This window comes from uncultured Shewanella sp. (assembly GCF_947491715.1).
GTDB lineage: Bacteria > Pseudomonadota > Gammaproteobacteria > Enterobacterales > Shewanellaceae > Shewanella.
Window position 1 is genome coordinate 24714 of sequence record NZ_CANLKR010000028.1, and the last position, 14780, is coordinate 39493.

12 protein-coding genes are annotated in these 14780 nt (G+C 35.9%); 1 reads left to right on the forward strand and 11 read right to left on the reverse strand.

What is annotated here, in order from left to right; all coding sequences use genetic code 11:
* Positions 1–112 precede the first annotated feature (112 nt).
* The 4 genes from wecC (Q0779_RS17220) to Q0779_RS17235 form a co-directional block, all read right to left on the reverse strand.
* The gene (gene wecC / locus Q0779_RS17220; RefSeq protein ID WP_298774436.1) at positions 113–1378 is read right to left on the reverse strand and encodes a UDP-N-acetyl-D-mannosamine dehydrogenase; all 1266 of its coding nucleotides are present in this window, start codon (positions 1376–1378) and stop codon (positions 113–115) included.
* 981 nt (positions 1379–2359) lie between these two features.
* Positions 2360–3613: a capsular biosynthesis protein gene (locus tag Q0779_RS17225; RefSeq protein ID WP_298774438.1), complete on the reverse strand. Its 1254-nt coding sequence runs from the start codon at positions 3611–3613 to the stop codon at positions 2360–2362.
* Between the two features lie 55 nt (positions 3614–3668).
* Positions 3669–5729 carry a capsular polysaccharide biosynthesis protein gene (locus Q0779_RS17230; RefSeq protein WP_298774440.1) on the reverse strand — a complete coding sequence of 687 codons (2061 nt, stop codon included), beginning with the start codon at positions 5727–5729 and terminating at the stop codon, positions 3669–3671.
* 34 nt (positions 5730–5763) lie between these two features.
* Positions 5764–5949, reverse strand: a complete 186-nt coding sequence (locus Q0779_RS17235; protein WP_298774442.1) for a hypothetical protein — start codon at positions 5947–5949, stop codon at positions 5764–5766.
* A 270-nt stretch (positions 5950–6219) separates the two neighbouring features.
* Here Q0779_RS17235 and Q0779_RS17240 point away from each other — a divergent pair, with 270 nt between their 5' ends.
* Entirely contained in the window at positions 6220–6648 is a 429-nt protein-coding gene (locus Q0779_RS17240; protein WP_298774443.1) for an HIT domain-containing protein, read from the forward strand.
* A gap of 81 nt (positions 6649–6729) precedes the next feature.
* Here the strand turns inward: Q0779_RS17240 and kdsB are convergent, their stop codons facing one another.
* From kdsB to wecC (Q0779_RS17275), 7 genes are all read right to left on the reverse strand, one after another.
* Complete coding sequence (gene kdsB, locus Q0779_RS17245) at positions 6730–7548, reverse strand: 3-deoxy-manno-octulosonate cytidylyltransferase (RefSeq protein WP_298774444.1); 819 nt, start codon at positions 7546–7548, stop codon at positions 6730–6732.
* Positions 7549–7566: 18 nt separating this feature from the next.
* Positions 7567–8532, reverse strand: coding sequence for a glycosyltransferase (locus tag Q0779_RS17250; protein WP_298774445.1), 966 nt, complete (start codon positions 8530–8532; stop codon positions 7567–7569).
* Between the two features lie 203 nt (positions 8533–8735).
* Complete coding sequence (locus tag Q0779_RS17255) at positions 8736–8975, reverse strand: hypothetical protein (RefSeq protein WP_298774446.1); 240 nt, start codon at positions 8973–8975, stop codon at positions 8736–8738.
* Positions 8976–9044: 69 nt separating this feature from the next.
* A complete protein-coding gene (locus tag Q0779_RS17260) occupies positions 9045–10604 on the reverse strand; it encodes a heparinase II/III family protein (protein ID WP_298774448.1) in 1560 nt (519 codons plus the stop codon).
* Complete coding sequence (locus Q0779_RS17265) at positions 10594–12642, reverse strand: hypothetical protein (RefSeq protein ID WP_298774449.1); 2049 nt, start codon at positions 12640–12642, stop codon at positions 10594–10596. The genes Q0779_RS17260 and Q0779_RS17265 overlap by 11 nt, the downstream gene beginning before the upstream one ends.
* Positions 12642–13319 (reverse strand): hypothetical protein, encoded by a 678-nt coding sequence (locus tag Q0779_RS17270; RefSeq protein WP_298774451.1) that lies wholly within the window; start codon positions 13317–13319, stop codon positions 12642–12644. Before Q0779_RS17270 ends, Q0779_RS17265 begins: the two co-directional genes overlap by 1 nt.
* A 132-nt stretch (positions 13320–13451) precedes the next feature.
* Positions 13452–14720, reverse strand: a complete 1269-nt coding sequence (gene wecC, locus Q0779_RS17275) for a UDP-N-acetyl-D-mannosamine dehydrogenase (RefSeq protein WP_298774453.1) — start codon at positions 14718–14720, stop codon at positions 13452–13454.
* Positions 14721–14780 lie beyond the last annotated feature (60 nt).

Genomic DNA, 14780 nt, shown 5'->3' on the forward strand with positions numbered 1-14780 from the left:
GAAATGGATATTTTATGGTTGCTGTACCTTTAAGTTGACTTTGTCTCATATTATTATAACCATCTGTTTAATTTATGTTTATGGTTTAGATTCTTATTGGGTTTAGCTGAGTTCAAGCATTGACAAAATTGAGCACATTGTCTTGCTTAAAAGGATATCGAATAAAGGCTTTGTGTTTAACAAGAATGGCAATGACATCGGCCTGTTTGATGGCGGTATCAAGACTGGTGAGTTGAATGTTTTCGAGAGTATTGAACTTTTCAGGCAAGGCTTGAATATGAGGCTCAACGGCGAGCACATCATAGCCTTTTAACGCTAATGCTTGGGTGATGTTCAGTGCTGGACTTTCACGTAAATCATCGATATCAGGTTTAAAAGACAGTCCTAGGCAAGCAATGATAGGTTTGTCGACCCCTTTTAACTTTAACTGGTGGCAGGCCGCTTCGATTTTATTGATAATCCATTGAGGCTTACCTTCATTGGTTTTTCGTGCTTGGTGTATGAGTTTTGCATCCATTGGATTTTGATTAACAATAAACCAAGGATCGACGGCAATACAATGACCACCCACACCAGCACCGGGCTGCAGAATATTCACTCTAGGGTGTAAATTTGCCAGCTCAATGAGTTCCCATACATTAATATTTTGTTTATCACAAATAATTGAGAGTTCATTGGCGAAGGCTATTTGCGCATCGCGGCTGGCATTTTCGGTGAGTTTGGCCATTTCGGCAGTACGGGCATTAGTGGCGATGCAATGACCTTTATGAACAAACTGCTGATAAAGAGCGATGGCAGCATGGGTACTGGCCTTGTCCATTCCTCCTATGATGCGATCATTTTCAACTAATTCGCGCAGTACTTGACCGGGTAATACACGTTCGGGGCAGTGGGCAATAAGAATGTCAGGGGTTTCGCCTGCCTTTAGGGTATGAGGAAAGCTTAAATCGGGTCTAGCGGCTTGCAGCCAGTCGGCCATTTTTTCAGTCGCGCCAACAGGGGAAGTGGATTCTAGTACCACTAAGTTTCCCTTAACGAGCAACGGGGCGAGCGCATTAGCGGCCGTTTGGATATAACTTAAATCGGGTTGGTGTTCATCGCCAATAAAGGGAGTGGGCACGGCAATTAAAAAGGCGTCAGCGGCTTGTGTTTCTGTATGAGCCGTTAAGTATCCTTCGTTGACTGCTTGTTTGACGACAGTTTCAAGCCCAGGTTCAACAATGTGGATTTTTCCTTGATTAATGGTATTCACTGCATCTTGATTAACGTCGATACCTTTAACACGTATGTTATTACTGGCAATCACAGCCGCTGTGGGTAAGCCTATATAACCTAAGCCTATGACTGAGATGGTTTCAACTTGGACGATGTCTTGCATGATTTCCCCCTAAAGAATGATTGAATTTGGCATGAATTTATTTTTCTAATTTCTCTCACTTTTAATATTTATGTTCTAAACTTTTATGATTCTTTTACTACTCTATGTGTGAATGGAAATGGTTTAAAATGTCAATTGTAAAATATGGGCTAGTATTAATATGCCAATGCTTCAAATGCTGGTATTAATAATATAGTAGTAATACTATTATTGGTGTTATTGAAAATGCTTTAATTGATTATTGTGTTTTTTACTGGAATATTTAAGCCTTTTATTTGAATATATAAGGAGTGTTATCTTTTAATATGAAAATGGAATGTAGGTTTTGTGATGTATTGTCGACTTTTTTATTGGAAGTTTATTGAAAAGGCTTAGTCCAATTGTCTTATTTTATCAATCTGGCATAGCGAAAAATATCATTTTAGTTTTTTTAGATAATAGCTACCGCACTAGATTTCAGCTTCTAGAATGCTGCTAATAATTGTTTGGATTAAATTTAATATGAACGATACCTTGTTTTAGTCGGTCTATTAACGCCTTTGTCAGTGTGGTTATCATTCATTAGACTACATAGATAACTAAAGGTAATACTTATTTCTACTAACCATAAATATCATATTTATCTATTTTTATTTGTGTACAACTCATCATCATATTATTCATAAGTTGATGGTAAATTATAATTGTTGCATTTATATGTAACGGTACCATTATTTTTTATAAAAACATATCAACTTGTATTGATAAAGTCTATTTTTGTTTTTCATTGGTTTTTTGTTTTTGTTTTTGTTTTTGTTTTTTTGTATTTGTTATTTATGGCTAATTATAATGGCGTAATAAAAAGGCCTATAAGAAATAAATTTTATAGGCCTTTATTACTGGTTATATTTTTCCTGGCGTGAATGAAAAATGACTAATTTAAAATGTATTTAAATACACTGTGTCAGTTGATTGTGTTTTTATGTAAGAGGTATTACTCATTTAGGCAAGCTTAGCGGAAGAATAAAAGGCGAGGTTTGTTGGAGTTTGAAAGGCTTGTGAATGATGGGCTTGAATGTGTTCGATAATTTTGTTTGCAGTCGTTACTTGGTGTTTAAAAAAACTGCCATTGAGTTGAGTATGATGGCGCAATACGAAATGTAAACCTTGATATAAGTGTTCAGATACTGGACTTGGTTGTGTCCAAAAGCTGTCAAGCCCTAACTGATGGGTTAGTCCTTTTAGGTTGTAAAGCGCTCTACCTAAACAGCAGGTCGGCACACTATGGTGTAGTGCTGATAGCCCAACTGTACTATTGATGGTGATAACGCCCGTTAATAGCGGATAGAGTGGTGGTAAAGGCAATTCATAGGCATAGTGAACACGGGCGTGTAGTTGATATTTTTCGATGAGCGTGTTGATGTGTTGCTGATAGCTGACAAACCCTCTGTCCATGGGATGGTGTTTAAAGATGAGTTGACTATTATGTGGAGCATGTTGGCTAAATGAGCGCATGACACGGTTGATCATATCGGTGACGCTGCAGAGATTGGAATGCTGCCTAATTTGAAAATCTTCACTCACCTGTAAAGGGACAAAAAACAATTTGGCCGATGTTTGACGTAAACCTTGCATTAATTGTTTATCAGGACCTTTACGTAAGAGTTTTATCGCGCCACCTTTGACCCAACTGAAGGCTTCTTGGTACACATTCCAGGGGCGATGATTGTGGTAGTGGCTAAATTGCTTGGCTTTAAGAGTACGTAGAATATGATAACGTGAAGCAAAATAGGCTCGTTTTGAGAAAGTTTTCCCTATGGTGATATTATTTTCCTCACAGCTATCAGCAAGGGGAGTAGTTTGTTCGCTGAGCTGTTGAATCGTCGGTAAAAGAGGGCTGAATGCATTGACACCTTGTTGCTCTAAAGTAATAAAGTCGGGCCTGATGTATCCTTCTTCTAATACCCAAAAGGTGAGGTTAAGTTGCTGGCAGATGCGAGCCGCTTGCTTGTGGTAAAAGCGACAATCTCCAAAACAAATAACGGCGTCAATGGACCATAAAGTCAAGTGATGTGTAAGGTAGGTAGACCATTGGTGTGTATGCCCGGCAAAGGCTTGATTATGGCCATCAATGGGCCAAGATTGATCGCCGCCATTAAAATCAATCTTATACACTTGATGTTGTTGCTGGATCAGTTGATTTCCCAAGGTCTGGAAAAATGACCCCAAAGGGCCTTGTAACAACAAAATTTTCATAACATCCTATGTTCGAGTAATGAGGGCTTTACGCTCTAGGTAATATCATTGATATTTAATAAGCTTTTAGTGTTTCAGCTAGATAAATCAGTTTAAGCCGCCAACGTTGCCAATAAGATTGCTGGCTTTTTATATTCACTTTGTTGTTAGCCATTTTGGCTATCAATTGCTCGGGGGTGATCCGCAGCCGTGTTTCCCAGTCAATATAGGTTGGGTATAAAGCGACACAAATATACACTAAGATGGGTAAGCTAAGTGTGCGCTGTCTATCATTTGCAGGGTATTTATCTTCAGTGAGTCCCCAGCCAGAATAAAAAGGTTGACCCCAAGTCACCACGGTGACGTTTCTGAGTAAGGCTTCAAAACCACTTAATGACGTCATAGTGTGTAACGCATCAATATGAGGATAAAGCTGCGTTAACGCGATGTCGGTAATGTATGCATCGACGCAAGTTTCTAAGCAGGAGTGAGATAATTGTCCTTCTCGATTGCCTGCAACCACATCAGGATGAGGCTTGTATATGATAAATGCATCGGGGTTATCCTTTCGAACAACCCATAATAAGGCTTCATTACTGGTGATCTGCAGGCTCCCTGTGACAATAGATGCATCGCCATCCACTTGCCCTACAACGAGTAAACGAACTTGCTGGGTACGCGCTGGTATATTGTGATCTTTTATTGCTAATGTTTTTTGTCCAATGAGGTTATATTTATTAATATCATTATCAACCAGTAATTGAATTAACTTTTGTCCTCTGTGATACATGTCGTCATTAATGTCAATATGATTGAGTTTTTCTCTTAAGCTGTTATTGACTTGCGCGTTAAAATACATGCCTAAGGGATCGATGATGAGTGACGACGGTCTGGCTAAATTTGAGCCCAATCCACTGGAGCGAATAAAGCCATCTTCAATGCGAATGGCTTGAGTGAGTTCAGGGTATTTGTTGCCCCAAACCACAATTTTGTCATGTGTGTTTAATCGCTTTGGGACTTTACGAATGAATTTTATGCGTTTGGCCAGTTTTTGACAAAATTCCAGAATAAAAGCTCGCTTCCAAAATGAAAACCCTAATAAATAGAGGGTGTCGTAGCGCATTTCTGTCTTATTTTGTTGGGCGATTAAGTTGATGGCATTTTCGGGGGTTGAAGGGGTAAGGGTAATAGGATCAAAGTACAAAGGGTATTGAATTAAGCTGGCGGCGATTAATTGATTGAGTGAAACAGAGCGTCTTCTGTCACACTGTTTATCATCTTCAGTGAGTCCCCAACCAGCATAAAAGGGCATACCAAAACAGTGGACACTTTTGCCCAATAATAAGGCCTCAAATCCCATTTGCGACGAGACGGTAAATACCGCTTGAGCATGGCGAATAAGGGCGTGAGGATGGCATGGATGACTTTCTAAAATGACGTGATTTTTTAAATGTGCAGGCAATGATTGTGCTACGGTTTTAGCTAAAATCCCTGATTTTCGGCCTAAACGCGTATCTGGATGTGTCCGTATGACCAGTTTACTATTGGGGTAACGCTGGTGGGCTTTTTCAAGCATACGATGGAAATCAGCTGGACACGCCAACGCCCCTTCAATAGATTGATCGCCACTGACTTGATCAACAATCAACACCATGTCTTGATTTTGTAATGCCTTGATTAACGATGAAGGCAATGTATGTTGAGCATTGAATTCGGGATAACAATTATATTTAGTGATCCCAAGTTCAACGAGGCTTGTCGCTAGCTTTTTAGCGCGAACTAACGTCGCTTCATTACAAGGGGTATTGATCAATTGCTCAAGGGTGGAAGGTTGACGGGCATCATAATAAATACCGATTTTATCGGCTATCATAGACACGGCTTGCCCTTGAGTATTGGGGTGGCCCGCATAGCCAATAAAGCCATCTTCCAGATGGATAAAAGGGCAAGAGAGCGTGTTTGCAAGGGCTTTGAGTTTTAACGCGTTGGGTTTGACACCCCAGCCGACGAGGGCGTCAGATCCAGGTAACAATTGATGATGATTATGTTTAGAAAGTCGTTGGATATCTTGGTTTAGACAGGCTTTAATATTGGCCTTTCTCGCTAAAATACCTGCGGATGTTGTATATAAAGTCATAAAATCGGCTACTAAAAGTGGTGTTGTCGCGTCTTTAACTGATATTAAAGGTACTGAGTTGATGAAGGGCGACTTGATTAAAGTGTGTGCAACTTTGTGTGTCGAACATGCAATAATTCTGTAACTGTGTCAACCAGATAAAAATATCATGGGTATATACCCAAATCACTTGAAAGTGCATGTTTTCAGAGCCCGTAAAAGGGCTTAATTCAAGGCGCATTAGTGAAAGAATGCTTATTGCCTTGTGAGATCATGCAACGCAGAAGTTAGCGTTTTTACGGACTCCCAACGGGCTGGTTTAAAACACTTTTATACTGCGTTATTGAGTATCAACTTAGAATGACTAAGCCAGAAACTCAATACCTTGCCTAAAAATGTTTTAATTCCAGCTGAATCCTGCATCTTCAAGTGGTTTGGGTATAACTGTTATTGAGTTATTTTTTTCTTTAGAGTAGGTTACAGCTTTAAAGAATTTATTAGTGTGATGGTTATGGCCTTTGAATTAGATAAGCAGCTTGAAAAAGAAACCGTGAAAATTATTAGTTTGCCTTTGTGTGATGTTTTGCTCAGTAAAGAAGACATAGGTCCTTGGCTTATTTTGGTTCCACGGGTTGAAAATAAAACAGAAATTTTTCAATTAACGCTAGAAGATCAAAGGCAGTTATTGCAAGAGTCATCTTTGATCAGTGAAATGCTAAAAATTGAATTTAATGCCGATAAAATGAATGTGGCCGCAATAGGCAATGTCGTGCCGCAGTTGCATGTGCATCATGTGGCGCGTTTTTACAATGATGCGATTTGGCCTAAACCTATCTGGGGAAATACTTCAGGGCAGCAAATGAGTGAGAATAAGCTCAATCGCGTGATTGAACAGATAAGCACTTATTTGAATGCATCTTCAAGTATCACGGGGTTATAGGGTTTAAATCTGAAAAAATACCCGTGCAATGTGGATCTGCACGGGTATATATAAAAAACATCATAAAGTGACTGCGGTCATTTAAAAATAATGACTATTTGCCGAATTTTGTTTTTGTAGCTGTGTTTGTTCAGCAGAGCCTTGGGCAATGATGTGACGCACTTTTTCTAAATCATCAAAGGTATCGACGCCATGTCTTGGCGCTTTATCAATGAGGGCCACTTGAATGTGAACATCATTAAAAATGGCTCTGAGTTGCTCTAACTTTTCGAGCTCTTCCAGAACCGAGCTAGGCCAAGCTTGATATTGGTACAAAGCCGATACACGATAGGCATACATGCCAATGTGGCGTTGCCACGGGTTACGAGGGGTATCAAAATGGGCCTGTTCAAAACCATCTCTGGCAAAAGGGATGGCTGAACGTGAAAAGTAAATGGCTTTACCATTTCTGTCACAAACAACTTTCACACAATTGGGGTTGAGTAAGTCAGCTTGCTCTTTAATTTGACAGCCTAAGGTTGAAATACCTGCATGTGGATTATCCGCTAAAGTTTTTGCCGTTAATTCAATTAAATCTGGCGCGAGCAGTGGCTCATCACCTTGCAAATTAACCACTATGGTGTCTTCATCCCAATTGGAACGTCTTGCGACCTCAGCAAGCCGTGAAGTGCCAGACTCATGCTCGCTAGATGTCATGACCACATTGGCACCAAAGTCCGTTGCAATTTGGGCTGTTTCAGCATGATCCGTGGCGATAACAATGTTTTTATTACCAATTAAGGTTTCTAGCGCCCGTTGGTAGGTATGCCAGATCATGGGTCGCCCAGCGATGTTCATCAAAGGTTTACCCGGTAATCGCGTCGACGCGAACCGAGCCGGAATGACAATTTTGTACTGCATCTTGTTCATCTACTTTTATTATTGTTTTTGTATTTTGCTAAAGAAATCTCTAGTGAATAACTTAGGATTAATATAAAGCTTACGTATTTTCCGCCACAAGGGCCGCTTAATAACAGCATGCTGTTGCCAGCAAAATAATCCATTATATTTAGGGTAAGCCCAGTGATACTCTTGTTGTTTTTCTATCAACCAATCAAGGTATTGGTGCTCAATTCTAAAATCCTTGTTAACAAAACCTGCATGTATATTATTCAACGGTTCGGGCTGATTAATGAGCAAGTCTTGAATTTTTTTTATTAAGTATACGTCATTATACTTTCGTCTACGATAATAATGTTGAGTGAGTGGCCTTGGATGCCAAAGATGTACGAAAAAATGCTGTTTAAATAGGTGTTCTAGCGCATACAAACTTAGATACCGTCGAAATCCTTTATAATCCCCTGGATGTAGTGCTTTTATATTTTTTTTAAAATCAGTTGGCAAAGGTGCGCATGGAAAATGCCATGCCAATTGGCAAATGAAATAAAGATCTTCCCCTCCATGACCAACAAAGGATTCATCAAATCCGCCTAATCGATTAAACCACGTTTTATTAACGAGTAAGCAGCTCGATGCCAGTGCGATACCTTCAATGATTGAATTTTCACCTTGCATATAACTCAATAAATAATCGCTAGGGCTCAGATTGTTAGTGTTCTGATTGAGGCTGGCATTTTGCGTTAAATAAAAGCAAGGGAACATGTCAAAGGCTTTACTGCTTATTTTTTTAAGGTTATTTGCTTTAGCAGTGAGGCTTTGTAAAAAAGTGAAGTCTGCGGTTAAGTCCACATCCATAAAAAACAAGTATTCACCTTTTGAACGTCTCACCGCTTGGTTTCTGGCATAAGCGGGTGAAAAAACACCATGTGCTTGTCGATTCAAAGGTTCATGAGTGTAGGTAACATCAGGGCGGCCCTCTAAATCTGTTTGTTTATTAACGCTCATGTCATAAACAACCACCTCACAATCAGGTAGCAACAATAAGGTATGTACCAGCGACAAGAGCCGCTGGTGTTGTTTATCAAACGAACGCATCGCATAAGGAATAATAAAAGAGAGTTGCATAGTAGTTGGAGAATTAGAAATGACTTAATCTGGTAAGAATTTAATCCATTTTCCTAATTATTGTAATATTAGAAAGTTAATAGTTATGCTACTAAATTTACTGATTTATTAGCGTAATTATTGATAAATTGATTTAGAGCATTTTTTGTATCAGAATGCATTAAGCCATACTCTAAATTGGCTAACATATAACCTTCTTTGCTGCCACAGTCATGACTTTTTCCAATGATATTATAAGCGGATACTTTTTTATGCTGCATCAGAGTGGCGATGACATAGGTCAATTGAGTCAGTAATTTATCAAACAGCTTAAAAGGCAACATAATTGAAATAATATATAATGACCTTATTTAAATTTTAAAAATGAGGCTAATATTTATCGTTATCATTTTTTACTTTATGAAGTTTTTTATTAAATCATTAATATTTATAGTGTGAACAGTATCACTTGATATATATATTCCATCATTATATGTTGGATGGTTGACATTGTTACTTTCTGATAGTGATGAAGTGATAAATTCTTTTTGCTTTACTTTATCTTCTAATACAAACTGATTGTTTGCAGCAATTATATTATCGCTAGGGAAATATATACCTTTTGTTTTTTCTTTGTCGAAGTGATACCGTCCGATACTTTGACTTCCATGTCCAAAAAAAATGTAAAGATTTTTCTTGTTGACTGTTATCATAAATTTATTTCTAATTGTTTTTTTTGTTTTAATTGAATCTTCTAGGTGGAAATTTGTTTCTGTCATTAATATGTTATTATAGTTGTGGTTAATATAATCAGATACAAAAAAACTTCTTTCAGTTATTTCAATTATTCTTACGTGTAAAATTCCTTTTTTTAATAAATGTGGGTTGTATCCAATACCAATTAAACCATTATTAATTTCTAAAACATATAACATACCACTTCCATAAGGCTTTAGATTCTTTGCATTATAATCAAAGTCTTTAAATTTAAGGCAATTATGACCTGCAAGGCTTCTTGCGTATTTGTTAAAATTATCGTTGTAATTGAACCCATAATTACCTGAATCAACAAAAACTCTATTATCATTATAAGATAGTTCAAAATTTAGTTCATCGGAATGTTTGTGAGTGTGAGAATGGTGCCAACAAGTAAAAAAAAGATCCCATTTAGAAGAGCGATAAATAATAATTCCAGCTTCTTTATCAAAAAAAAGCTGGTTCTTTTTTACGAAATGATAACCCTTAGTTCGATATGTATCTCCTAGTTGAGGTAGAGTTGTATCTGGATAAACATAAAGTTTAGAGATAAATTTCATTTTATCTCTAATACTAGAGAGTGATGGATTATTATTGTTAGTAAGAAAGGTGTTAATTAATCTTAATATTGTAAAATGATAAGCTGAAGAATGCTCTAAATGTACCCCCATTTTACTGACGCTATGAGAAATACTTTCTGTGAACCTTTTATTAGCAATTTTTATGTATTTATCAGGAATAATATTAAAAAAACTTCCGTATTCATTAAAAAACTTTACAATAGCTATGTCTTGATATTGGCCATGATTATGTTTACCAACATAATTTTCTTCAGTTATTAACCATTCCAGATGATTAATTATATCTTGAAGTAATTCCTTTTTTTGTTTCTTCAAATAAAGAAATGATAAAACAAATAGTCTTGCTGTTACACTTATTTCATTCCAACAATAAGACTCAGGATCTTTTGAACGTATTTTAGGTGTAGAATAGCGTTTCCTCCAAGATATGTAAACTTTATAAGCTTGATCTATATCATTTGATTCAAAGTCTTTAGAAAGATAAATCAGGGATGTCAACCAGAGATCGTTAACGTTAACTTTACTTAAATCTTCCCACATTTTATCTGAAAAAAGTATAGTTTGTCCTTCTATCGTATAAAAACCTTTTTCTAAAGGTTGTACATAAGAATAATTATGAATATTACTATATTTCATTTACAACCTCTTTTATAAAGAATTTTTTTAGTAATCCAATATCAAAGTTTTGTTTAGCATAATATTTGTGATTATTAGGTTGTGTTTTAAGATCTAAAATAGCTTTTACAGCATCATCAATATTATCAACAACGGGATAACCTGAATAGACTGATTTAGCTCCTTTCCATGGAAATAAAATAGCATTACATCCTGAAGCAAGTCCTTCTGCAATAGCTGTATGACAACCTTCGACCGTACTGGTTGATAAAACTACATTAATTTTTTTAAACCAATTTGCCATATCGGGCCCAGGTTCATCAAAATAGATAGCATCTCGTAAAATAGGGTTATTATTGATTTTATCAAAAATATTTTTAAATTTTATTTTTTCATTTGGATCGGACCAGATGAAATCAAATTCCCAAGGCATTTTTGAACGAATATATAATCGATACCTATTATCTATTTCAATTAATTTTTCCATAATTTGAATGGCGCGATCAAATCGTTTTATGCTGGTGGGAACAATTCCAACTAATCCTAAATTAAATTCATGACCAGATATTTTATCTCTATCAAAATTTCTACAATTAACATATTGTGGAAATACGCATATTTTTTCTTTTTCCCAGCCGAATTCTCGTATGCATTGCTCTTTGATTTCATGGCTTACAGTAATGTATTTGTTAATATTTTTTTTAATTATTTTGGAGGGGAAATCAGTATTTAATTCAAATCTATGTAAGCGTACAAACATTTTTTGGTGCTTTTTTTTATGTATTGAGTACCATTCAGCAGGTCCTACACACCATTCTGCCCAAATAATATCTGCCCAATCTAGCAATTTTTTTGACTGTTGTAGATCACCCTTTTTTGTATATTTCCATAAATCTACTTTAACTTGAGCGCCGGACTTTATTATTTCTTTTCGAAATTGATCAATAAATTTTATATCATGTGAAGCTATGAGTATTTTTTTATTTTTTAGTTCTTGGTTAAAATCAAATATATCATAAATTTTTTCAGATATTGATTTGAAAGTGTATTTTTTTGCAATGTCTTTTACTTTTTTTGCCCAATATTTTTCTTTTTCTCTATTAAGATTTATTACGTTTTCAATATCATCAATTTTTTCAATATAATAGGGGTAATCTGCTCCTAGCAAACGTACAGTAGCATTTGTTTTATTTAATATTGGTAATGTCCCAACATTCATAGATTCTAATAATTTTGTTGATATTTCATTGATATAATTAAACTTATAACTTCTGAAGTTGTAAGAAAAAGTAGATTGAGCAACGTGTTTAATGGCTTCTTTTCTTTTCATTCCTCCGAGCCATTTGATGTTTTTTGTAGTAAGCTTATCTTTAATTCTCTTAACAAAAAATTTATCTTCTTTGTTATGGTTGAATTTATCTCCAATGTAAATTTTTTCTAATTTTATATTTTGATCTATATATTCTTCAACTAAATAATTTTTATCTGCTTTTCCTGTATAGATAATTTGCCTTTTTTTTGTTATTTTAGCTTGGTGTTCGGGTACCATAGGGGGTAAAATTTCAACTTTACCAGAAAATTCAACATATTTATGTTCAATTAAACATCGGGTGCGCTCTGTTTGAACAAAAATATAATTAACTCTATGGTTAGCATCTATCATTTTATCAATTATTTGATAATCATTATTTAGATTAATAATATAAGGTGTGACAGGGTAATCAGATTGTTCCAATATATAAGAAAGAAATCGATTTCCTCTTATGATAATACTGCTGATACAATTACTATCAGAAATAATTTTTATAATCTTTAGTAATCCATAGGGGGATAAAGAATCTTTATATTCATTACCTAAATATTGATTGCTTGATGGATCAATTAAGGTAATAGTGTTATCAAGTCCATCTGCTAACTTATTATCTGATGATAACTCATGCCTCGTGACTAGGAATACTTTTTTTCCAGATCTTGAAACTACATTTGAAATTGATTGTAACCAAACAGATGAACCATCAATGATATTAAAGTTAACATCGGCAAAAATAATAATACTCATTATGTCCACTCCAAGTTTAATGAATCCATTTCTTTTTCATATCCAGAATTTTTAAAATAAATAAGATATTTATGTCTTTTTATTTTGTTTATTTCTGCTTCTAGTCTAGCAGTATCAATAGATGTGTCTATATATAGTAAGTTTATGCTTTTATTTAAATTGTCTAGTTCATTTTTTATGTTAGACTTAGGGGAAATAATGATTTCTTTTCCTATGTACTTATTGTTTGTCTTTTTGAACTCTTTCTTTATTTCAATATATTCATTTTTTGTTATTGTATGGTCAAATACATCAGATATATCACTTGAAAAGTGTATGTTTTCATCTTTTACTAGAAATAGATTGTTTTCTTTTTTTATTTTCAAAAGAATTGAGGTAAGCTTATGGTCGCTACTAATTTGGTCATAAATGTAATAGCCATTAAAAACACCTTGTTGTTTAAAGTCAGATGTAAAAATAAATATATCGCATCCAACTGGGTAAATTTCCTCCATTTCAAGCTTATATCGACTCAGATACTCACATTCATTTTTTTTGAATGTGAGTAATTTTCTATCATTACTATCGAGTAAATGTACTTTAGGCAATGGGGTTGTTTTTTTAGAGCTGATTTTTATTCTTGTTGTTTTATTTATTCTTAGTTTGAAATGAGCTTTTAATTTGTTTAAAGATAGCATTTATATTTACCGGTAATTTAAAGTTTATATTAATCACATTCACATTTATGTTGGGGTTATATAGTTTTCAAGGTGACTTTAAAACTGCTACATGAATTTTTAATAATATTTAAATAAAAAATCTTTTAATGATTAAAGGCGAGTATATACCTCATTAAATGATCTAGCATTCACAAAATCAAGCACATTGGTTTGCTCAAAGGGATAGCAAATAAAGGCTTTATGTTTGACAAGAACTGCAATCACATCAGCCTGTTGTAAGGCATTGTCTAAATCGACGAGTTTGATATTTTCGAGAGCATTAAATTTTTCGGGTAAGGTGTCTATATTGGGTTCAACCGCGAGCACATCATAGCCTTTTAAGGCTAAAGCTTGGGTGATGTGCAGTGCTGGGCTTTCACGTAAATCATCAATGTCAGGTTTAAACGCGAGTCCTAAGCAAGCGATAGTGGGGTTTTGAATATGGGCAACGGCGGCTTCAACTTTTTCCATGACCCATTGGGGCTTTTGATCGTTCGTTTTACGTGCTTGATGAATGATTTTGGCATCAGTGGGGTTTTGATTAACAATAAACCAAGGATCAACCGCGATACAATGGCCGCCGACGCCAGCACCGGGCTGCAGAATATTCACTCTAGGGTGTAAATTTGCCAGTTCAATGAGTTCCCACACATTGATATTTTGTTTATCGCAGATCATGGATAATTCGTTTGCGAAAGCGATTTGTACATCTCGACTGGCATTTTCGGTGAGCTTGGCCATTTCAGCTGTACGCGCATTAGTGGCGATGCAGTGACCTTTATGAACAAACATCTTATATACCGCTGTAGCAGCTTCGGTACTGGTGTTATCCATGCCACCTATGATGCGATCATTTTCAACTAACTCACGAATGACTTGACCGGGCAGAACTCGCTCGGGGCAGTGGGCGATGAGTATATCAGGAGTTTCGCCTTGCTTTACTGTGTGTGGAAAACTTAAATCCGGTCTAGCGGCTTGCAGCCAATCGGCCATTTTTTCGGTGGCGCCAACAGGGGAAGTGGATTCTAGTACCACTAAGTTTCCCTTAACGAGCAACGGAGCGATCGCATTAGCGGCAGCTTGAATGTACTTTAAGTCAGGTTGATGTTCGTCGCCAATAAAAGGCGTGGGGACGGCAATAAGAAAAGCATCGGCGGCTTGTGTTTCTGTATGCGCCGTTAAGTATCCTTCTTTTACCGCTTGTTTAACGATGGCTTCAAGCCCAGGTTCAACAATGTGGATTTTTCCTTGATTAATGGTATTCACTGCATCTTGATTAATATCGACGCCTTTTACACGGATTTTGTTACTGGCAATGACAGCCGCTGTGGGTAAACCGATGTAACCTAAACCAATGACTGAGAGGGAGTTAAATTTCATTTTCGACTCTTTATTTAGAGATATTTTTAAAAGGAGAGGTTTTTACTTAATAAACAGAAT

What these genes read in the sequence shown, in the direction of transcription:
- Q0779_RS17240 (WP_298774443.1), top strand. Translation starts at nt 6,220, where the DNA reads ATGGCCTTTGAATTAGATAAGCAGCTTGAAAAAGAAACCGTGAAAATT.
- Q0779_RS17255 (WP_298774446.1), bottom strand. Translation starts at nt 8,975, where the DNA reads ATGTTGCCTTTTAAGCTGTTTGATAAATTACTGACTCAATTGACCTAT.
- wecC (WP_298774453.1), bottom strand. Translation starts at nt 14,720, where the DNA reads ATGAAATTTAACTCCCTCTCAGTCATTGGTTTAGGTTACATCGGTTTA.
- Q0779_RS17225 (WP_298774438.1), bottom strand. Translation starts at nt 3,613, where the DNA reads ATGAAAATTTTGTTGTTACAAGGCCCTTTGGGGTCATTTTTCCAGACC.
- wecC (WP_298774436.1), bottom strand. Translation starts at nt 1,378, where the DNA reads ATGCAAGACATCGTCCAAGTTGAAACCATCTCAGTCATAGGCTTAGGT.
- Q0779_RS17265 (WP_298774449.1), bottom strand. Translation starts at nt 12,642, where the DNA reads ATGAGTATTATTATTTTTGCCGATGTTAACTTTAATATCATTGATGGT.
- Q0779_RS17270 (WP_298774451.1), bottom strand. Translation starts at nt 13,319, where the DNA reads ATGCTATCTTTAAACAAATTAAAAGCTCATTTCAAACTAAGAATAAAT.
- kdsB (WP_298774444.1), bottom strand. Translation starts at nt 7,548, where the DNA reads ATGCAGTACAAAATTGTCATTCCGGCTCGGTTCGCGTCGACGCGATTA.
- Q0779_RS17235 (WP_298774442.1), bottom strand. Translation starts at nt 5,949, where the DNA reads ATGCGCCTTGAATTAAGCCCTTTTACGGGCTCTGAAAACATGCACTTT.
- Q0779_RS17250 (WP_298774445.1), bottom strand. Translation starts at nt 8,532, where the DNA reads ATGAGCGTTAATAAACAAACAGATTTAGAGGGCCGCCCTGATGTTACC.
- Q0779_RS17260 (WP_298774448.1), bottom strand. Translation starts at nt 10,604, where the DNA reads ATGAAATATAGTAATATTCATAATTATTCTTATGTACAACCTTTAGAA.
- Q0779_RS17230 (WP_298774440.1), bottom strand. Translation starts at nt 5,729, where the DNA reads ATGACTTTATATACAACATCCGCAGGTATTTTAGCGAGAAAGGCCAAT.